This window comes from Clostridium cochlearium, assembly GCF_900187165.1.
Taxonomy (GTDB): Bacteria; Bacillota; Clostridia; order Clostridiales; family Clostridiaceae; genus Clostridium_G; species Clostridium_G cochlearium.
This window is the reverse complement of record NZ_LT906477.1, coordinates 1,444,893-1,464,798: the sequence shown is the minus strand read 5'-3', so window position 1 is coordinate 1,464,798 and position 19,906 is coordinate 1,444,893. Positions and strand designations below refer to the sequence as shown.

At 27.5% G+C, this 19,906-nt stretch carries 20 protein-coding genes and 2 pseudogenes; all 22 read left to right on the top strand.

The window, feature by feature from the left end; all coding sequences use genetic code 11:
- The first annotated feature begins 150 nt into the window (after nt 1-150).
- The gene (gene fliD / locus CKV72_RS07265) at nt 151-1,806 is read left to right on the top strand and encodes a flagellar filament capping protein FliD (RefSeq protein WP_095177884.1); all 1,656 of its coding nucleotides are present in this window, start codon (nt 151-153) and stop codon (nt 1,804-1,806) included.
- Nucleotides 1,807-1,825: 19 nt separating this feature from the next.
- Complete coding sequence (fliT, locus tag CKV72_RS07260; RefSeq protein ID WP_095177883.1) at nt 1,826-2,158, top strand: flagellar protein FliT; 333 nt, start codon at nt 1,826-1,828, stop codon at nt 2,156-2,158.
- A 77-nt stretch (nt 2,159-2,235) separates the two neighbouring features.
- A complete protein-coding gene (locus CKV72_RS07255; RefSeq protein ID WP_095177882.1) occupies nt 2,236-2,556 on the top strand; it encodes a hypothetical protein in 321 nt (106 codons plus the stop codon).
- Nucleotides 2,557-3,212: 656 nt separating this feature from the next.
- Entirely contained in the window at nt 3,213-3,581 is a 369-nt protein-coding gene (locus CKV72_RS07250; RefSeq protein WP_095177881.1) for a four helix bundle protein, read from the top strand.
- 224 nt (nt 3,582-3,805) lie between these two features.
- Nucleotides 3,806-4,633 (top strand): flagellin N-terminal helical domain-containing protein, encoded by an 828-nt coding sequence (locus tag CKV72_RS07245; protein WP_095177880.1) that lies wholly within the window; start codon nt 3,806-3,808, stop codon nt 4,631-4,633.
- A 701-nt stretch (nt 4,634-5,334) separates the two neighbouring features.
- Nucleotides 5,335-7,137: a motility associated factor glycosyltransferase family protein gene (locus tag CKV72_RS07240; RefSeq protein WP_095177879.1), complete on the top strand. Its 1,803-nt coding sequence runs from the start codon at nt 5,335-5,337 to the stop codon at nt 7,135-7,137.
- Nucleotides 7,137-7,466, top strand: coding sequence for a DUF8042 domain-containing protein (locus CKV72_RS07235; RefSeq protein WP_095177878.1), 330 nt, complete (start codon nt 7,137-7,139; stop codon nt 7,464-7,466). Before CKV72_RS07240 ends, CKV72_RS07235 begins: the two co-directional genes overlap by 1 nt.
- 19 nt (nt 7,467-7,485) lie before the next feature.
- Complete coding sequence (pseB, locus tag CKV72_RS07230; RefSeq protein ID WP_095178379.1) at nt 7,486-8,547, top strand: UDP-N-acetylglucosamine 4,6-dehydratase (inverting); 1,062 nt, start codon at nt 7,486-7,488, stop codon at nt 8,545-8,547.
- A 1-nt stretch (nt 8,548) separates the two neighbouring features.
- Nucleotides 8,549-9,733, top strand: coding sequence for a GNAT family N-acetyltransferase (locus tag CKV72_RS12630; protein WP_095177877.1), 1,185 nt, complete (start codon nt 8,549-8,551; stop codon nt 9,731-9,733).
- Nucleotides 9,734-9,738: 5 nt separating this feature from the next.
- Nucleotides 9,739-10,734, top strand: a complete 996-nt coding sequence (pseG, locus tag CKV72_RS07220; RefSeq protein ID WP_095177876.1) for a UDP-2,4-diacetamido-2,4,6-trideoxy-beta-L-altropyranose hydrolase — start codon at nt 9,739-9,741, stop codon at nt 10,732-10,734.
- A 13-nt stretch (nt 10,735-10,747) separates the two neighbouring features.
- Nucleotides 10,748-11,800 (top strand): pseudaminic acid synthase, encoded by a 1,053-nt coding sequence (pseI, locus tag CKV72_RS07215; RefSeq protein ID WP_095177875.1) that lies wholly within the window; start codon nt 10,748-10,750, stop codon nt 11,798-11,800.
- A gap of 52 nt (nt 11,801-11,852) precedes the next feature.
- Nucleotides 11,853-12,197, top strand: a pseudogene (locus tag CKV72_RS12600) (UDP-2,4-diacetamido-2,4,6-trideoxy-beta-L-altropyranose hydrolase); the annotation flags it as partial.
- Between the two features lie 111 nt (nt 12,198-12,308).
- Nucleotides 12,309-13,439 (top strand): DUF2920 family protein, encoded by a 1,131-nt coding sequence (locus CKV72_RS07205; protein ID WP_095178378.1) that lies wholly within the window; start codon nt 12,309-12,311, stop codon nt 13,437-13,439.
- Between the two features lie 128 nt (nt 13,440-13,567).
- Nucleotides 13,568-14,791, top strand: coding sequence for a motility associated factor glycosyltransferase family protein (locus CKV72_RS07200; RefSeq protein ID WP_095177874.1), 1,224 nt, complete (start codon nt 13,568-13,570; stop codon nt 14,789-14,791).
- A gap of 57 nt (nt 14,792-14,848) precedes the next feature.
- A complete protein-coding gene (locus tag CKV72_RS07195; RefSeq protein WP_095177873.1) occupies nt 14,849-15,331 on the top strand; it encodes a hypothetical protein in 483 nt (160 codons plus the stop codon).
- A 184-nt stretch (nt 15,332-15,515) separates the two neighbouring features.
- Nucleotides 15,516-15,917 carry a nucleotidyltransferase substrate binding protein gene (locus tag CKV72_RS07190; RefSeq protein ID WP_095177872.1) on the top strand — a complete coding sequence of 134 codons (402 nt, stop codon included), beginning with the start codon at nt 15,516-15,518 and terminating at the stop codon, nt 15,915-15,917.
- Nucleotides 15,914-16,222, top strand: a complete 309-nt coding sequence (locus CKV72_RS07185) for a nucleotidyltransferase domain-containing protein (RefSeq protein WP_095177871.1) — start codon at nt 15,914-15,916, stop codon at nt 16,220-16,222. The genes CKV72_RS07190 and CKV72_RS07185 overlap by 4 nt, the downstream gene beginning before the upstream one ends.
- 168 nt (nt 16,223-16,390) lie before the next feature.
- Entirely contained in the window at nt 16,391-16,801 is a 411-nt protein-coding gene (locus CKV72_RS07180) for a hypothetical protein (RefSeq protein ID WP_089866973.1), read from the top strand.
- A gap of 339 nt (nt 16,802-17,140) precedes the next feature.
- Nucleotides 17,141-17,473 (top strand): IS66 family insertion sequence element accessory protein TnpA, encoded by a 333-nt coding sequence (tnpA, locus tag CKV72_RS07175; RefSeq protein ID WP_095177870.1) that lies wholly within the window; start codon nt 17,141-17,143, stop codon nt 17,471-17,473.
- The gene (gene tnpB / locus CKV72_RS07170; protein ID WP_095177365.1) at nt 17,467-17,817 is read left to right on the top strand and encodes an IS66 family insertion sequence element accessory protein TnpB; all 351 of its coding nucleotides are present in this window, start codon (nt 17,467-17,469) and stop codon (nt 17,815-17,817) included. The genes tnpA and tnpB overlap by 7 nt, the downstream gene beginning before the upstream one ends.
- 89 nt (nt 17,818-17,906) lie before the next feature.
- Nucleotides 17,907-19,415 carry an IS66 family transposase gene (locus CKV72_RS07165; protein WP_095177869.1) on the top strand — a complete coding sequence of 503 codons (1,509 nt, stop codon included), beginning with the start codon at nt 17,907-17,909 and terminating at the stop codon, nt 19,413-19,415.
- 101 nt (nt 19,416-19,516) lie between these two features.
- Nucleotides 19,517-19,763: pseudogene (locus CKV72_RS07160) on the top strand (flagellin N-terminal helical domain-containing protein); the annotation flags it as partial.
- Between the last annotated feature and the right edge of the window lie 143 nt (nt 19,764-19,906).

The following is a 19,906-nucleotide window of genomic DNA, read 5'->3' as shown; positions in this document are numbered from 1 at the left end:
TGTCCTCTGTCCTCTGTCCTCTGTCCTCTGTCCTCTGTCCTCTGTCCTCTGTCCTCTGTCAAATGTCAAATGTAACAAAGTGGAGAAAAGTTGTCAATCATTTTCAATTTTCAACTCTCCATTCTCAATTTTAAAAAAAGGAGTGATAATATGGTTAATGGAGTAGGCGGATATGGTGGACTTAAAATGGGTGGTCTTGCTACAGGCCTTGAAACAGACGATATAATTAAAAAAATGCTAGCAGGGCAACAGGCAAAAATAGATAAGGCAAAACAAGAAAGACAACAAATACAATGGAAACAAGAAATGTATAGAGATATAATAAAGGACGTAAAAGATTTACAAAATACTTATTTTGATATAATGAGTAAGGACAATTTAGCTTCAGAAAAGGCTTTTTATGATTATGAAGTTAAAAGTTCTAATGAAAGCATAATTACTGCATCAGCAGGACAAGGAGCTATAGAGGGAAACTATAAAGTAAGTGTAAAAAGGTTAGCAAGAGGAGCTAGGACTTTTAAAAATTTGGGAACAGATGCTACTAATACTAGTAAGTTATCAGATTTAGGTATACATAAATCTGACTTTGGTGTAACTGTTAACGGAAAAGAATTTCAAGTGAAAATAGGAGATTCTTCAACTGTATCAGATTTAATAAATGCTATAAAAAATGCTACTACAGCAGATGGTAAAGGAAAACTTTCGGATTATGTAGATGTATCCTTTAGTGAAATATCCAAGAATTTAGTTGTAGAAACTAAGGAAACTGGGGAAGCACAAAAAATGTCTATAAATGGCGCGAGTGTTTTTGGAACTGATTTTTCAGTAGAAGGACAAGATGCTAAAATAAGTGTAGTTACTCCTAAATTAGAAAAAAATGAAGATGGAACATATAAATCATATGAAATAACTAATGCAAAAAATAATTTCACTTTAGATGGGATTACTTTTAATTTAAAGGGAATATCTAAAGAAGGAGAGACCACTAATTTAAACGTAACAAAAGATGCAGACAAAACCTTTGATAGATTTAAAGAATTTATAGATAAGTACAATAGTCTAGTTGGAAATATAAAGGGTAAATTAACAGAGAAAAAATCATATAGCTATAAACCACTAACAGAAGAACAAAAGAAGGAAATGAAAGAAGATGACATAAAGAAGTGGGAAGAAAAAGCTAAACAAGGTATACTTAGAAATGACCCAAATCTTGAAAAGATGCTAAGAGAATTAAGAGGAACTTTCTTTGCATCAGTAGATGGGGCAGGAGAATCCTTTGGAAGACATATAGGATTAGATACTACTAATGATTATAAGACAGCAGGACAAATTAGATTTACAGAAGGTGGAGAAGAAAAGTTTAAAAAGGCACTTTTAGAAAGACCAGAGGATATAATGAATTTATTTACTAAAAAGCCAGACAAAAATTTCTTAAAAGAAATAGAAAATGATAAAAGTTTATCTCAAGCTCAAAAGGATAAGAAGATATACGATAACTCAGGTATATTTACAAGAATGGACAACATCCTTAGAAACTATGTTGGAGCTCCAGGTACCACATTAAATAACTCTATACTTACAAAGTATGTCAATAAACAAGAAGATCACAGTATAAGTGGAAATATAGGAGCTAATAATTTGCCAGATCAAATCTATAGAAAAGATATTTTAATAAAAAAATTAGATGAAAATCTAAGGGAAAGAGAAGAGAAACTATATAAACAATTTGCAACCTTAGAAAAGGCAATGACAAAATATAATGCACAAGCAGGATGGCTATCACAACAATTTGGTGGTGGAATGTAAAACTTAGGAGAGATGTTACATGGATTTAAGAACTTATTTAGAAAAATTTACAGATGTAACTATAGATGTAATAGATGCCTTTAAAAAAGAAGACTATGAATTAGGAAATGATCTTTTAGACAAAAGAAGAGAAGTTATAGGAGAAATAGAACAAATAGAATATACCATAGAAGAATTTAGAGCTTTAGATGAAGAATTTAAACTTTTAGATTTAAATAAAGAACTAGAAGAAACCATAGAAAAAGAAAGAATAAAAATAAGAAAACAATTAGACGAAATAAATATAAGAAGAAATGCTAATAATGGATATAATACACAGAATAAAAGTGTAATATTTAGTAGAAAAATCTAAGCAACGAATAACTTAGAGTTTTAATTAAAGATGGAAAACATTTTTTCAGAGGACAGAGGACATAGGACATAGGACAATTGACAGAGGACAATGAAGGAGGATTTTCTTCCACTACGTTACAGAAAATCATTAGAGCAATGAATAATGAAGAATTAAGGATATTTTTCTTTGTTGCACTCAGAAAAATTTTAATTTTATTTGATTTGTTAAAGATAATTCTTCTATGGAAAACTCGTTCAGCAAAGCTGAACATTGAAGATATTTTAGATTTAGTTAATATAAAAAAAGGTTTAGCTTTAGCTAAACCCAAAGATTTTATAAAATTAAAAACTTTTCGTAACAACAGTGGAGAAAAGTTATCATTCATTGTCCTCTGTGCTCTGTCCTCTGTCAAATGACAAAGGCTCTTCTTGTCAGGTATTATAAAAATTTTGTATAAAAAGTTAAAAAAACATTGAATTTTTTTAAAATATGTTATATAATATAAATACACAGAAATATATTATAATTAAATTAAAATTGATCCCACAAGTTCTAAAGGCAAATTGTCTTTAGAACTCCCCAAAAAAGGCCGCAAGGCCTTATTTTTTTATTCCAATTTATTTTATTGTTTTAATTTGCCAAACCAAAAGAAAATCAACCATCATTCTCCACTTTCCATTTTCAATTATCCATTTAAAAAAATTATTAAATAATTTTTGAAAAGTCCTAAAGTAATATAAAAACTAACCGAATATCATATTAACCAATAAGAAAATAAAAAATAATTTAAAAAATTCTAAAGTAAACTAAAACAATAACGATAAAGTAAGTATAGTTAAATTGAAAATTGATAGTTGAGAATTGAAAATGATGGAAGAAATTCCCTAAGGAATTTCCATTAAAACCATTAACAAATCAATAATAATTATTAATTGACAAAAACTATTGTAATACAAGAAAAATATGGTATAATAACTCTATAATTGAAAAACCATAAAACCAACTGAATAAATTCATCAAAAAAAGTCTAAAATTCTAGATAACATATAGATGAATTTAGGAGGTTGAAAAATTGAAACAAAACTTAACTTATGAAAAAGCATTTGCTTTTTCCAAGGGAATTGTTAATTTATATAAATACTTAAGTGATAAGAAAAATGAATATGTACTTTCAAAACAAATTCTTCGTTCAGGTACAAGTATAGGAGCAAATATAAAAGAAGGACTAGAGGCACAGAGTAAGAGAGATTTTTTAAATAAAATGAATATTGCTCTCAAAGAAGCCTCTGAAACAGAATATTGGTTAGAACTTTTAATTGCCACAAAGTATATTGATGCTACCGCATCGAGAACAATACTTGTTGAATGTAAAGAATTAAACAAAATATTAAATACAATTGTTAAAACAACTAAGAAAAACTTAAGAATATTGGATAATTGATAAAGGACGCAGCCTACCGGCTTGCGACACAGTCGCTAAATTAAGGGGAATAATTAAAGATTTTCTGTAGCATAGCGGAAGAAAATCAACCATCATTGTCCTCTGTCCTCTGTCCTCTGTCAATTGTCCTCTGAAAAAGCTAGATAAGACATAAAGTCTTAACTATAAATAAAAAAAGTTGAACAAGGAAGTTCACTATTCAAAAATCAAGGAGGAATGTAAAAATGATTATTAATCACAACTTAAACGCAATGAATGCGCACAGACAAATGGGAATCAACTTAGGAAACACAGGAAAGGCTACTGAAAAATTAAGCTCAGGTTTAAGAATAAACAGAGCAGGAGATGACGCAGCAGGACTTGCAATTTCCGAAAAAATGAGAGCACAAGTAAGAGGACTTAACCAAGCTTCAAGAAATGCTCAAGATGGTATTTCTTTAATACAAACAGCAGAAGGTGCTTTAACAGAATCACATTCAATTTTACAAAGAATGAGAGAACTTGCAGTTCAATCTGCTAATGACACAAATGTAATAGTAGATAGAGGAGAAATACAAAAAGAAATTGACCAATTATCACAAGAACTTACAAGAATTGCTGATACTACAGAATTTAACACACAAAACCTTTTAGGTGGAAAATTTGAAGCTAAATTTCATATAGGAGCAAATTCAGGGCAAAATATTACATTAGAAATTACAGGTATGGGCGCTAAATCACTAGGTGTTCAAGGTGCATCAGCAGGGGTAGGTATTGATGTATCAAAGCAAAGTGTAGCATCAAAAGCTATTTCAACAATTAATTCAGCAATAGAAAAAGTATCTGCTGAAAGATCTAAGCTTGGTGCATACCAAAATAGATTAGAGCATACTATAGCTAACTTAGATAACTCTTCAGAAAACTTACAAGCAGCAGAATCAAGAGTTAGAGACGTAGATATGGCAAAAGAAATGATGAACTTTAGTAAGAATAATATCTTACAACAAGCTGCTCAAGCTATGTTGGCTCAAGCAAATAATGCACCACAAGGAGTTTTACAACTACTTAGATAAGGTGATATTATTTAAGGGTCCCTTAAAGGGTAACTTTTATTGAAAATCGGGTGAATTGCTGGAACTTCCTAAGAGCCTTGTACCCTACAACATAATGTGAAAACATAGGTGTGAAAGGTTAAAAAGTATAAGGATTGGATAATCAGCAGCCTAGCTCCTGTACCGAAAGGTTGGAGAAGGTTCAACGACTAAGACGAACGGGCTAAGTAGTTAACAATTAAAAATAAATGAAGAAATTCCCTAAGGAATTTCAACCTAAATTATTCATTGTTCGTTATTAATTGTTAATTATAGGCTTATGAGGTCTGTAGGGGCAGAGGTGCCCTCGAAGTACCCGACAACCGATTTTAAAATTGGTTGAAGATATAGTCTGGCAAGTAGTGAAAACTATTTGATAGTCCGCAAGCTAACCAAGCACCTCAAGGAGTTCTACAATTATTAAGATAAGTGACACTCTAAATCTATGATTTAGGTAGTGGAACTTACTCGGCGACCAAAGGATCCGAGTTTCCTTAAAAAATAAATAAGTCTATTTAAAAGAGACAGGGGATTTTCCTCTGTTTCTTTTTTAATATTATTTAAAAATGTATTCATAATTTTCATATGTTAAGTACTCTCAAAGAAAATTCCTGTATAAATTAAAGTTATTTTGTAAAATAACGATATACAATAAGAAAAGAGTAATTAACTAGAGGTGAATTATGGATAAGTTTACAGAAAGAACTTTAGAAGTTTTAAAAGAATTTAAAGATATAAATGAAGGATATTCCTTAGAAAAAAGCAAAGATGATAAATATATAATGAGAATAAATAGAAAGGGAAAAAAAATATACCTAGGAAGTAAATACAATGTTCAAAGGGATATAGATAAATTTTTAGAAGAATTAGAGGATATAAATACTTCAAATATAATTGTGGTTTTTGGATTAGCTTCTGGAGAACATATAAAGGAACTTATGAATAAATTAGAAGAAAACAATAAAGTTTTAATTATAGAGCCAGATATAAATGTATTAAATAAATTTTTAGAACTAGAATATGCAAAAGATATAATAAATGATGATAGAATATCTTTATGTTTATGTAAAAAAGGAGAAGTAGAAAAATTTTTTAATAGTAATATAGATAACATAAATATTAAAAGTAATATAAAATTAAAAGTATTTTCTAATTATGAAAAGATTTATAAGAATGAAATTTTAGAAGCTTTATATGCTTTAAAAAATGTCGTGGAAAATTCATTAGCCGATAACATTACAATTAAATACTTTTCAGAAACTTTTGCAAAGGCATTTATAAATAACTTAAAGCACATAATAAAAGCTTCTCCTATAAATTATTTTAAAAATAAATTTGAAGGCAAATCTGCCATAGTGGTTTCAGCAGGACCCTCCTTAGAAAAAAATGTCCATGAATTAAAAGAAGTCCAAGATAACTTTATAATAATAACAGGGGCTAGAAGTTTAGGCACATTAATTAAAAATAATATAATTCCTGATTTTATATGTATGGTGGATCCAGGAGATATAAATTGTAAATTTATAGAGAAATATTTAGATTACAAAATACCACTAGTGTTTTTTGAAAATACTAGTTATAAGGCAATGAATTTGTATAAGGGTTCAAAGGTGTTATTTTCAGGCAATCCTGTAACCTCTATTATATTAGAGCAAAATATAGATAGCTTGTTAGCAGGAGGATCTGTAGCACATACTTGTACATCTTTTGCTTCATATATAGGATGTAATCCTATTACTTTTATAGGGCAAGATTTTGCTTATACAGGAGAAAAGCTTCATTCAGATTCTTCTGCTTTTAAAGAAGAGAATAAAATTAATAGTAAAATAGATTTTATAAAAGTTAAAGATATTTTTGGCAATTTAGTTAAAACGGATAGAAATTTAAATCTTTATAGAATGAATATGGAAGAAATAATAAAAAAGTATAGTGATAAAACATTTATAAACAGTACTGAAGGTGGAGCTAATATGAAAGGGACTATAGTTCAACCTTTAAGTAAAACTATAGAGGAATATGGAAAAGAAAAAATAGCAAAAGAAAAAATACAAGATATACTAAATCATCCTCCTATTGTAGGAAAAGAAAAAATAATAAAGTATTTAGAAGAAAGCGAAAGGGTATTGAAAGAAATACATAAAAAGTCACAAATTGCATTAAGTCATTCTAATGATATTTATTTATCTTATACACAAGGGAAAAACATTAATATGAATAATATAAATAAAAAGCTGGATAAAATAGATGATTATATAAAAGAAAATAGAGAAGAAATGATTCTTATAAATTCATTATTATTTGAAGTTATAGAAAATGTACTATGTAATCCAGAATACATGTTAACTTCTAAGGATAGTGAAAGAGAAAAGGGAATAAAAATAGCAGAAAAAAGTAGAACATTATATAAGGGAATAAAGGATAAAATAAAAGAATTTATGCCTATTTTAAAAGATGGAATAAAAAGTCTAAGGGAGGAAGAAATATAATGAATCAAAAATTAGAAGCTTTAGAAACAGCAACAAACTATATAAATAATTTAAAACAAGCTATTGATAAAATATATAATTATATATCAGAAGGTAAAGAAAATAATGCAATAGCATTAATACCTGCCTTTACAGAAGGAGTAGAGTGGTTATCTCAAGTTTTAGTTTTAACTAAAGATGTGCATAAAAAAGATTTAAATATAGATGGATTAAATGATATATTAGGTCAAATAGTGGAAGCTATGGGAAATGAAGATTACATATTAGTAGGAGATTTATTTAAATATGAAATATATGAGGCATTAGATGAGATACAACAGAACATTTGATAGGGTAGGTGATAAATTTATGCTTAATAATAAATCGATATTAATAACAGGTGGTACTGGCTCCTTTGGTAAGAAGTTTACCCAAATTATATTGGAAAAGTATGATGTTAAAAAAATAATAATATATTCAAGAGATGAATTTAAACAGGATTTAATGAAAAAAGAATTTTCATTAAAATGCCCAGATAAAATAGACAAACTTAGATTTTTTATTGGAGATGTAAGAGATAAAGATAGACTATATAGAGCTTTTAACGGAGTGGACTATGTTGTACATGCTGCAGCTATGAAACAAGTTCCAGCATGTGAATACAATCCTTTTGAAGCTATAAAAACAAATATTCATGGAGCTCAAAATATAATAGATGCAGCACTAGATAGAGGAGTTAAAAAGGTAGTAGCACTTTCTACAGATAAAGCAGTTAATCCTATAAACTTATACGGAGGAACAAAATTAGTTTCTGATAAACTTTTTATTGCAGCAAATGCTTATTCAGGAGAAGATGGAACTATATTTTCAGTAGTTAGATATGGCAACGTAGCGGGCAGTAGAGGTTCTGTAATTCCATTTTTTAAATCCTTAATAGAAAGTGGATGTAAGGAACTTCCTATAACAGATTTTAGAATGACTAGATTTTGGATTACTCTAGAACAAGGAGTAGAATTGGTACTTAAAGCATTAAAAGAATCCAGAGGAGGAGAAACCTATATATCTAAAATACCTTCTTTTAAAATAACTGATTTGGCAAAAGCAATGCTTCCAGATTGCAAACTAAAGGAAGTAGGTATAAGAGAAGGCGAAAAACTTCACGAGGTAATGGTTACAAAGGATGATTCAAGATATACCTATGAATATCCAAAACACTATATAGTATATCCTCATTTTGATTGGTGGAGTTCACAGAGATATTTTACACCTGGTGGTAAATTAATAGAAGAAGGATTTGAATATGATTCAGGAACTAATAGTGAGTGGTTAGGAGTAAATGAGTTACAAGAAGAATTAGTTAAACTAGGATTTTTAAATTCCAACCATTATGAAATGATAAAGGAAGCTGCGGTTAGTAAGGAAGTGAATTAAAATGAAAGTAGTTTGTATAGTACAAGCAAGAGTTGGATCTACAAGACTTCCAGGGAAAGTATTAAAAAAGATTTGTGGAAAAACTGTTTTAGAACATGATATAGATAGATTAAGAAGAATTAAAAATATAGATGAAATAATAATAGCTACAACAACTTTGGAAAGAGATAATGCTATTGTAAAAGAATGTGAAAGATTAGGAGTAAAATGCTTTAGAGGATCAGAAGAAGATGTATTGTCTAGATATTATTATGCTGCAAAAGAAAATAATGCAGATGTAGTTGTGAGAGTTACGTCAGATTGCCCTTTAATAGATCCTGAAGTAAGTGAAAAAATAATACAATATTATTTAGACAATAAAGACAAATATGACTATGTAAGTAATACTATTGAAAGAACTTATCCTAGAGGGTTGGATACAGAAGTATTTAGTTTTAGTGCATTAGAAAAGGCTTTTAATGAAGCAATAAGTAAAAGAGATAAAGAACATGTAACACCTTATATATGGGATAATGCTAATGTTTTTAGATTAGCACAATACAAAAATATTAAGGATTATTCTAATTTAAGATGGACATTAGATACAGAAGAAGATTACAGGTTAATATCTTCAATATATGAAAAATTTCGAAATAAAAAATATTTTAGCATGCATGAAATACTAAAGTTTTTAGAAGGAAATCCTAAGATAAAAGAGATTAATAAAAATGTTGAGCAGAAAAAAATTGATGATAACTTATGTTTAATACTAGCAAATGAGTCACATTGTGATTTAATATATGAATGGGTGAATGATGATGAAGTAAGAAAAAATTCATTTAATAATAATAAAATTACATATGAAGAACATGTGAAATGGTATTTCAATAAATTAAAAGATTTTAATTGTTATATGTATTTATTAACCAAGTCAGACAAAAATATAGGAATAGTTAGGATAGAGAAAAAAGAAAATGAAAATTTAATAAGCTATAGTATCGCAAAAGAGTATAGAGGAAAAGGTTATGGATATAAACTTTTATCAAGAGTTGAAAAAGAACTGATGAAAAAATATAAGGATATTGTATTAACTTCTTATGTAAAAAAGGAAAATATATCTTCTATAAATATATTTAAAAAATTAAACTATAAAATAGTTAAAAATGATTATGATAAAATAGTTTTTGAGAAAAGAATAAATAGGTGATAGCTATGAAAATTGCTATAAGAGCAGATGGTGGTTCTAAAATTGGTATGGGACATATTATGAGAACATTAGTTTTAGCTAAAGAATTAGCTAAAACCAATGATGTTTTTTATGTATGTAGAACAGATAACCCTTTGTCTAATAAGTATAAACCTGGAATGGATAAAATTAAGTTTTATGGCTTTAATGTGATAACTATAAGTGAGGATAATTTTATTGAAGAGTTGTGTAAAATTAAAGCGGATATGTTAATTACAGATAGCTATAATATAAATGAAGAATATTTTAATATTACTAAAAAGTTTTTTAAAGTTACTGGATATATAGATGACATGAATCTACATTATTTCGATGTAGATTTTATAATAAATCAAAATATTGGAGCGGAAAAGTTAAAATATAGTGTAAATACTGATGCAAAATTATTTTTGGGAACTAATTATACAATGTTAAGAGAAGAATTTAGGAATCATAAATGCAAAGATATTAATGAAAAAATTTCGGATATTATGATAACTGTAGGTGGAGCGGATTCTAATGGAATCACTAACAAAGTAGTTAATTATTTAAAAGATTTAGAATATAAATTTCATATTATTATAGGACCATCTTTTAAAGAAGAAAATATTGAAAATTTATTAAAGTTACAAAATTTAAAAGAAAATATAAATTTATATTTTAATGCTAATATGATTGAAGTAATGAATAAATGTGATATAGCCATATCAGCCTGTGGAAGCACATTATATGAGCTTGCAGTTTGTGGTATTCCAACTATTGGATTAATAGTTGCAGATAATCAAGAGGAAATAGCAAATGAAATGCAGGAAAAAGGATTAATATATAATTTAGGCTGGTATAGGGAGTTATCAAAAGATAAACTTATAAATAACATTAAAAAAATATCTAAATTAAGTAATAGACAACTAATGATTAAAAACCAGAAAATTATAAATAAAAATGGAGTAGAGAAGTTAGTAAGAGAAATACTATATATTTAAACAGGAGGACATTATGGAACAAATTATTACTATAAATAATAAAAAAATAGGAGGAGAAAATCCTACTTTTATAATAGCAGAGATGTCAGCAAATCATCTTCAAGATTATGATAGAGCAGTAGAAATTATAAAAAAGGCTAAATGGGCTGGAGCAGATGCTATAAAACTTCAAACCTATACTCCAGATACCATAACCCTAGATTGCGACAATGAATATTTTCAAATTAAACAAGGAACTATTTGGGATGGTACTACTTTACACAAGCTTTATCAAGAGGCTTATACTCCTTGGGAATGGCAACCTAAACTTAAAAAAATAGCGGAAGATATAGGTCTTATATGTTTTTCATCACCTTTTGATAATACATCAGTGGACTTTTTAGAAGAAATAAATGTACCAGCTTATAAAATAGCCTCCTTTGAAATTACAGATATTCCTTTTATAGAATATATAGCATCTAAAGAAAAGCCTGTAATAATATCTACAGGAATTGCTACACTTTCAGATATAGAGGAAGCAGTTAATGCATGTAGAAGAATGGAGAATAATCAAATAGCTCTTTTAAAATGTACAAGTTCCTATCCAGCACCAGTGGAAGATGCAAATTTAAGAACCATTCCTAATATAGCTGAGACTTTTAATGTAGTAGCAGGGCTTTCAGATCATACTTTAGGAAGTGAGGTTGCAATAGCAGCGGTGGCATTAGGTGCAAAAATTATAGAAAAGCATTTTACTTTGAAAAGGTCAGATGGAGGACCAGATGCTAAGTTTTCAATGGAACCACATGAATTTAAACAAATGGTTGAGGATATAAGAAATGTAGAAAAAGCATTAGGTTCTGTTAATTATAATCTTACAGAAAAACAAATAAAAAGTAGAGAACATTCAAGATCTTTATTTGTAGTAAAAGATATTAAAAAGGGAGAAGTATTTACACAGGAAAATGTTAAAAGTATAAGACCAGGGTTTGGATTGCCTACTAAGTATATTAATGACATAATAGGAAGAACGTGTGAAGAAAACTTAAGAAAAGGTACACCTTTAAAATGGGAACATATAAAATAAGGTGATGACTATGAAAATTCCTATATGAGAATATGGTGGTTCTAAAATTGATATGGGACATATTATGAGAACATTAATTTTAGCTAAAGAATTGGCTAAAACCAATGATGTTTTTTATGTATGCAGAGTAGATAACCCTTTGTCTAATAAATATAAACCTGGAATGTATAAGATTAAGTTTTATGGGTTTTAATGTAGTAACTATGAATTTACATTATTTTGATGTAGATTTTATAATAAATCAAAACACTGGGGAGGAAAAGTTGAAATATAATGTAAATGATGATACGAAATTATTTTTAGGAACTAACTATACCATTTTAAGAGAAGAATTTAGGAACTACCAATATAAAAAGATATTAACAAAAAAATTTCAGATCTTATGATAACTATAGGTGACAGATTCCAATGGAGTCACCAATAAAATGAATTAGAGAAGTTAGTAAGAGAAATAGGAAAAATACAATTTTAAAAAGGAATAAAGAACCATGAGGGAGTGTTAATGGGTATGACAAAAGAACATACATTAAATATATATGCTCACAACAGTATATATACTCAGGATTACTTAAAAAATAATTATGGAAAAAGGAAATTAAAAATTCATTTTTGTGAACCTGACTTTGGAACAAATGGAGATACAGGTATTTTATTATTTATATCAGGATTTGGAGCTAATAGTAATTCTAATGTATATAAAAAAATGAGACAAACATTTGCTAACAAATATAATCTAGTTACTATTCAATGTGATTATTTTGGAAATGAATTTATGCAAAAAGCAAATAATGTACTTTTAAATATAAATAGAAATGAAATAGAAAAAATATTTACAAGCAATGAAATTGAATACATATTTGAAGAAGGTAATACGAATTTAAATAGACTGCTAGAGGTTGGTAAGAATTATAACATAACTATGCATGGTAGGGAAAATTTGTCAAATGAAAACCATATGAATTTTAATGATATGGGAATAATGCAGGCATTGGATAATATAACATCGGTAATATATGTAATGTCTATATTATATAATAATAATCATAAATTCAATTCAAAGAAGATAATTTTATATGGGCATTCTCACGGCGCTTATTTATCATATTTATGTAATGCACTAGCACCTCATTTATTTTCATTATTAATAGATAATTCTGCATGGTTATTTCCAGTATATCTTAAAGATAATAGAGTTGTATTTAATAAAATAGGTAAAATGAAATTAGCTATAGAATTCGATTATTTTGCTAAAAATATAAACTTTGATGAAGAATTATTGAATCTAAGCACTTTATATGGTAAATTAGGGAATAATTGTAACATTATTTCCTATCATGGAAATAATGATAATCTAATAAACAATAAGATAAAAGAAAATTTTTGTTCTAAATTAGATTATTGTATTTATAATGAAATATCTGAAGAAAATATAGACGGAGTTATATTTAAATCTAATGCTCATGGGTTGGGGGCAGACTTTTTAAATTTATTTGATTATACTATTAAAGATTTAGAGAAACTTAACTTTAAATTTGGAAAAGATAGTAGTTTTTATTTACCTAATTTAGAGATAAGTACAAATCAAAATAATTATATGATAAATTATGATAATTTATTTCCGGAATTTAGGATAATATGATTTAGAAAAAATGATATGAAATTTAAAGGGACGGTTAAGCAATTTAAATTAAAGTTATTATATGAATTTACGATTATATTATAAAGAAAATAGAGAAACAGCTATAAAAATAAAGGAATGAATTAAAAATGAATAATAACAAAAGAAAAATAGAAATTATTCAATCTAAAGATAATAACTATGCTTTAAAAATAGATAATAAATTTGTATATAGTAAATTTTATCCTATAAAAGATGCAGAAAAATTTATAGAAAGTAATAAAGAGTTAATTTTAAATAAAAAATATATTGTTATGTATGGATTGGGTTTTGGATATCATGCAAAGGAAATATTAAAAAGAGTACCTTTAGATTCTGAGATATTCTTATTTGATTTGGATATGGAAATATATGATATTGCAAATAAATATAATCTTTTAGAGGATATAAAAAAGGATAATAGAGTAAATTTTATATTGGGAAATAACAAGGATTTTTATAAGGAATTTACAAATAAAATTTCTTTAGTAGAAGATATTATAGTATATGAGCCATTATTAAGGGCTTTAGAATATAAATATAATGATTTTAAAGAAGCTATAAAAAGTTATAAAATAGCTAAAATCAACTTAAAAAGATTTGAACCTATTATGAAAGAAAATGAAAAAATAAATATAAAAAATAACTATAATACCATAGGAGAGTTTTTTAAAACCTCTAAATTAGAAAATAAACCAATAGTAATTGCATCAGCAGGGCCTTCTTTAGAAAAAGATTTAAATACTATGAAGGAAAAAAGAGATTATATCAAAATATTTGCAGTAGGAAGAGCTTTAGATATTTTAATGAAAAATGGAATAAAACCAGATATAATTACTATATTAGATGCAGGGGAAGTTGTTTATAATCAGATAAAAGGTTATGAAAATTTAGATATTCCTCTTTGTTTTTTATCTACAGGTTCTAGATGGGCAGTTGAAGCTTATAGGGGCCCTAAATATATGTTTTTTAATAAAGAATGTAGTTATAATAAAGAAAATATTATAGTGGAAACTGGTAAAACTGTAGCTATACCAACCATAGACTTAGCAATAAAAGCTGGAGGACATAAAATAATACTTTGTGGACAAGATATGGCTTTTATAGATAATAAATTTCATGCTGGAGATAATGAGAATATAAAAGAAAGCACTTTTTGTGAAAAAGTGTTAGGGGTAGATGGAACTTATTTAAACACTACATCTGGTATGCTAGAGTTTAAAAAGGGTATAGAAAGGCTTATAGAAAAAAATAAAGATATTGAATTTATTAATTCAAGTAAAGGAGCTAGAATAAAGGGAACCATAGAAAAGGATTTAAAGAACTTGATTTAATTAAAATTAAGGGGACGGTTAAGCAAAATAACCTATTAAATTAGTAGAGGAATAATAATGAAAACCAAAATAAATAAACAAAAAATTGCATTTGGACTAAGTGTTATATTTATAACATTATCCTTTGCAGTAAAATCTAACAATTTCTTAAATAGTATAAACACTATATTTTACAAAGATAATATTTCTATAACTAAAAATGAATCCGAAAGGCTTAAAGAAGAAGATATAAAAAATCGAATAGGAGAAATTTTAAACACTTTAAAAGAAGGAAATGTCTATATAGAAAAAGATATTAAAAATAAAAATGTATCAAAGGAAAGTGAAGAAATAATAGATGCATCTATAGAAGCCACAGAAAGCATAGAAAATTCCCTTAAAGGTTTACAATATTACACCAATAAAGAAAAAGATATTAAAAACAGCATAGTATTAAGAGCTTATTATAGAGATTTAAAAACATATTTAAAAAAGGGCGACTTTGAAAGTGCAGATAATATATTAAAAAATAAAATAAAAATTTTAGTTGATAAAATTTAAGGGGACGGTTAAGCAAAAGCTAAGCAAAATAACTGTTTTAGGGGAGCTGGAATTATCCAGCTCCTTTAATGTTTTTAATTATTATATGTTACATGATATAATATAGGTACCAATTAAATGGTAATAAGATGAATATACTATGATTTTAAGTAAAAAATAATTAAAAAAGCAGGTGATATTTTATATGAATAATAAAGAAATTAGATGGAGACAAAGATTTGAAAACTTATTGAGAGCTTATACTCAGTTTAAAAGTGCAGTAGATGCTTTTGATTCTTTGAGTATGTTAGAAAAAGAAGGATTAATTCAAAGATTTGAATATACACTTGAATTATCATGGAAAACTGTTAAGGATTATTTAGAATCTCAAGAGGTTATGGCAAGCTTTCCAAAAGAAGTTATAAAAGCTGCTTTTCATTATGAAATAATTGATGATGGGGATGTCTGGATGGAGATGTTACAAAGTAGAAATCTTATGGCACATACCTATGATGAAAAGAGATTTAACATTGCTATAAATAAAATCAAAGATGAATATTTTATTGCAATAAAGCAGTTGGTAGAATTTTTGGAGGAAAGAAAATGAAATTTGGTCTTACGGAAAAAACCTATGATTTGTTAATAAAAACATTAAGTAATTATAATGAAATTGAAAAGGTCTGTGTATTTGGAAGTAGAGCTATGGGTAATTATAAAAAAGGATCTGATGTAGATATTTGTATATATGGTAAATTAGTAACGGAAAAAACTATATCAAAACTTAATGTTGAATTAAATGAAGAACTTCCCATTCCTTATTATTTTGATATTGTTTATTATGATAATATTGAAAATAATAGCTTAAAGGAACATATAGATAGAGTGGGCAAAGTAATATTTTGCAGAAAATAGTTGTTTGGGTTTAAGGGACGGTTAAGCAAAATTACTACAGGAATAATTTTCTAGTTGCTATAATAAATAACCAATGATAGAATAAATTTATAAAAAGTGTCCGGAGAACTTTACTATTTATATGTAGAGAGAATTCGCAAATACAAATAATTAATGGTGGTGAAAAGCTTGGATAAAGAAATGTTAACCGTACTTAGTAGTTTATTAGATGAAAAATTAAATCCTATAAAAGAGGATATATCAACATTAAAAGAAGATGTATCAGGACTAAAGAAAGATGTATCAGGACTAAAAGAGGATGTATCAGGATTAAAGAAAGATGTATCAGGATTAAAGAAAGATGTATCAGTGCTAAAAGAAGATGTAAAGTTTATAAAAGTTCAACAAAAAGAACAGGGTAGAATTTTAAGAATACTTGAAGATAAAGCCATAACTAATAAAGCTGAACATGATAAAATATCAAATGAAATTGTACACCTTTCAGAAAAGGTTGAAAATATGAGAAAAGATTTAGCTACTGTGGAAGTGGTTACTGCTAGGAACATGGAAAATATAGCTAGGCTTAAAGTAATAAAGTAAGTAAAAGAAGGATTTCCCTTCTTTTTTTTTGAAGAAATAAAGGGACGGTTCTTGAATTTTAAAAAAGAGCTGGAATTATCCAGCTCCTTTTTGTCAATTATTTTCAGAATAAATATGTAAAATGAAAGATAGTTTTAAGTATATTATGTTATAATATACTTAAATTTAACATAATTGTATCAGTGTGGATTTTATAATGATTAAATAAAGGGTGAATAGAAATTGATATATAGCACAATCTCTCATTTTACATATGTAAGCGTCAAAAATTAAGTATCTAGAAAACATACCCTCTCATTGATAAACTTAAGTAAAAGATTATCAATGGGAGGTTTACTTATGTATAAAAAATTAGATGATGATGCTTGGGAGGAATATTTAAATAAATTTAACTCTGTTAAAGATACAATAACAGTGAAAGATTTCTGTGCTGAGAATAACCTTAATAAGAGTCAATTTTATTACCATAAAAAAAGAGTAGAAAAGGCAATTGAAAGTAAAGAACCTGTTTTTCAGCCTATTTCTTTGAATAGTAAAGTTGATAATACTAAAGAAAATAAATCTACATTAAAAGAAGTAAAAATTAATGTAGGCAATGCTAATATCCTTATTCCTGTTAGCGAAGCTACTTTAATAACAGCAATAATTAAGGAGTTAATTCTAAAATGTTAAATATAGATAAGGTAGAAAAAGTCTATCTTGCCTGCGGTTATACGGATTTAAGAAAAAGTATTGATGGTTTAGTTATGATAGTGCAAAACCAATTTAAGTTAGATCCTTTTGATAAAGCACTATTTGTTTTTTGCAACAAGAAAATGGATAAATTAAAAATTCTTCACTTTGACGAAGGTTTTTGGCTATATTATCACCGTTTAGAAGCTAATCGCTTCAAATGGCCAGCGACAGCTGCCGATGCATTAAAGATTAATATTGATGAATTACGTTGGCTTTTAAAAGGCTATGAAGTAAGAACAAAATCTAAATTTAAACCTGTAAAAGCAAGTAACTATTATTAAAAAAATATCAACTTTGAACCCTTGAAGTATAGTAATTTCAAGGGTTTTGTGGTATAATAGAAATATCAAATAAAGCTAAAGGGGTAACTATGAGTCACGAATTTTTAACTAATGAGCTTGATGAAAATACAAAAGCATTAATTGAAAAAATGGAAAATGAAATTAATGAAAAAGATAAAGAATTAAGCTCAAAAGATGAAGAAATAAGAAAACTTAAAAATGAATTAGAATTCTTAAAAGGTGTTATATCTAATAGAAATAGAAAGATATTTGGAGCATCCAGTGAACAAGTAGATGTTAATCAATTATCTTTTTTTAACGAGGCTGAAAAACATAGTGATTCAAAGGTAGAAGAACCTACTTTAGAGGAAATTACATATAAAAGAGCTAAGAAAAGCAATTATACTGGAAAGAAAGATAATTTAGCTAATTTGGAAAGAGTTGTTGTTGAACATAAATTAGAAGGTGAGGATCTTAACTGCAGAGAATGTGGTAAAAAGCTTACTCCTATCGGAGTTAAATCTAGAAAAGAGATTGTTAAATACATTCCTGCTAAATTAATAATTGAGGATCATGTTATTTATAGCTACGCTTGTAAAACATGCGAAAGAGCCACTGGTGAAAGTAAAATAATTTCACCAGAAGCCCCTAAAACAATTTTTTATAATAGCATGGCCTCAAATGAGTTAATTGCACATACTCTAATACTTAAATATCAACATGCAATGCCACTATATAGGCAAGAAACTTACTTTGATATGATGGGAGCTACTCTTTTAAGGCAAACTCTATGCAATTGGACTATGTCTGCAGCAGATGCTTTAGAGCCAATATATAACCATATGAAAAAAGAATTGCTTAGCCGTAATTACATTCATGCTGATGAAACTACTCTTAAAGTAATTAATGGAGATTTTAAAGGTTTTCTCCAAACGGATGGATATAATGGATACAATTCCGTTAGCGGAGCTACAAGAGTATATTGCTTGGCTCACATAAGAAGATATTTTCATAATATAATAGTAGATTTAGATGAAGAAGCCCTAAAAAATTCTAGAGCAATAATAGGGTTTAATTATTGTGAGCAAATTTATAAACTTGAAAAAGAACTTAGAGAATCTTATTCAAATGATGAAAATTATTATGATATTAGATTTAAAATAAGAACTGAGAAACTAGCTCCAATTATAGATAACTTTATTGATTATGTTGAAAGAGAAATAAAAGATGCTCTTCCAAGAAGTCCGTTAGGTAAGGCACTTGAGTATGCTAAAAAGCATTTACCAGGATTAAAAAATGTATTATTAGATGGTTCTCTAGAAGTTGATAATAATGCTGCGGAAAGAGCAATTAAGCCTTTCGTTATAGGAAGAAAAAATTTCTTATTTGCTAACACTGCTAAGGGTGCAACTGCAAGTAGCAATATTTATAGTATTGTTGAAACTGCCAAGGCTAATAATTTAGTTGTAGAAAGGTACTTAGTCTATCTATTTGATAATCTATCAAAGATAGATATATACGATAGCGAAAGCTTAGAGAATCTTATGCCTTGGAATGATAAGATTCCTGAAAATATGAAAATTAAAGATAAAAAATAAATTAATCCTAGTAAAGCATATTCTTGCCTTACTAGGATATTTTAATACTATTCTTGGAATTATTAAAGGTGCTAAAACTTTGACGCTTACTTACATATAACATATTAAAAAATAATAATGTCAAAAATAAATCCTCTGTAAAAAAATTAAGTTCGGGACTTAGAATTAATAATGCGGCAGATGATGCAGCGGGTCTTGCTATTTCGGAAAAAATGAGGGCACAAATTAGAGGATGATAGAAACAATATTCAAAAGGAAATAAATCAGTTAATAGCTGAGGTGGATAGAATAGGTAATACTACTGAGTTTAATACAATAAAACTTTTAAATTCAGGTTCAGAAAACTCATAGGTAAGAGAAAAAATTTTAAATGGACTTAAAACAGGATGGCTTGAGAAAGCTGGAGAAGTTATAAACAATGCCTATGGAATAGAGGGAACAGGAACTAAAAAACTTAAAGTAGTTTTAGATGAAGGAACTCCTTATGGGGA

What these genes read in the sequence shown, in the direction of transcription:
- fliD (WP_095177884.1), top strand. Translation starts at nt 151, where the DNA reads ATGGTTAATGGAGTAGGCGGATATGGTGGACTTAAAATGGGTGGTCTT.
- fliT (WP_095177883.1), top strand. Translation starts at nt 1,826, where the DNA reads ATGGATTTAAGAACTTATTTAGAAAAATTTACAGATGTAACTATAGAT.
- CKV72_RS07245 (WP_095177880.1), top strand. Translation starts at nt 3,806, where the DNA reads ATGATTATTAATCACAACTTAAACGCAATGAATGCGCACAGACAAATG.
- CKV72_RS07240 (WP_095177879.1), top strand. Translation starts at nt 5,335, where the DNA reads ATGGATAAGTTTACAGAAAGAACTTTAGAAGTTTTAAAAGAATTTAAA.
- CKV72_RS07235 (WP_095177878.1), top strand. Translation starts at nt 7,137, where the DNA reads ATGAATCAAAAATTAGAAGCTTTAGAAACAGCAACAAACTATATAAAT.
- pseB (WP_095178379.1), top strand. Translation starts at nt 7,486, where the DNA reads ATGCTTAATAATAAATCGATATTAATAACAGGTGGTACTGGCTCCTTT.
- CKV72_RS12630 (WP_095177877.1), top strand. Translation starts at nt 8,549, where the DNA reads ATGAAAGTAGTTTGTATAGTACAAGCAAGAGTTGGATCTACAAGACTT.
- pseG (WP_095177876.1), top strand. Translation starts at nt 9,739, where the DNA reads ATGAAAATTGCTATAAGAGCAGATGGTGGTTCTAAAATTGGTATGGGA.
- pseI (WP_095177875.1), top strand. Translation starts at nt 10,748, where the DNA reads ATGGAACAAATTATTACTATAAATAATAAAAAAATAGGAGGAGAAAAT.
- CKV72_RS07205 (WP_095178378.1), top strand. Translation starts at nt 12,309, where the DNA reads ATGACAAAAGAACATACATTAAATATATATGCTCACAACAGTATATAT.
- CKV72_RS07200 (WP_095177874.1), top strand. Translation starts at nt 13,568, where the DNA reads ATGAATAATAACAAAAGAAAAATAGAAATTATTCAATCTAAAGATAAT.
- CKV72_RS07195 (WP_095177873.1), top strand. Translation starts at nt 14,849, where the DNA reads ATGAAAACCAAAATAAATAAACAAAAAATTGCATTTGGACTAAGTGTT.
- CKV72_RS07190 (WP_095177872.1), top strand. Translation starts at nt 15,516, where the DNA reads ATGAATAATAAAGAAATTAGATGGAGACAAAGATTTGAAAACTTATTG.
- CKV72_RS07185 (WP_095177871.1), top strand. Translation starts at nt 15,914, where the DNA reads ATGAAATTTGGTCTTACGGAAAAAACCTATGATTTGTTAATAAAAACA.
- tnpA (WP_095177870.1), top strand. Translation starts at nt 17,141, where the DNA reads ATGTATAAAAAATTAGATGATGATGCTTGGGAGGAATATTTAAATAAA.
- tnpB (WP_095177365.1), top strand. Translation starts at nt 17,467, where the DNA reads ATGTTAAATATAGATAAGGTAGAAAAAGTCTATCTTGCCTGCGGTTAT.
- CKV72_RS07165 (WP_095177869.1), top strand. Translation starts at nt 17,907, where the DNA reads ATGAGTCACGAATTTTTAACTAATGAGCTTGATGAAAATACAAAAGCA.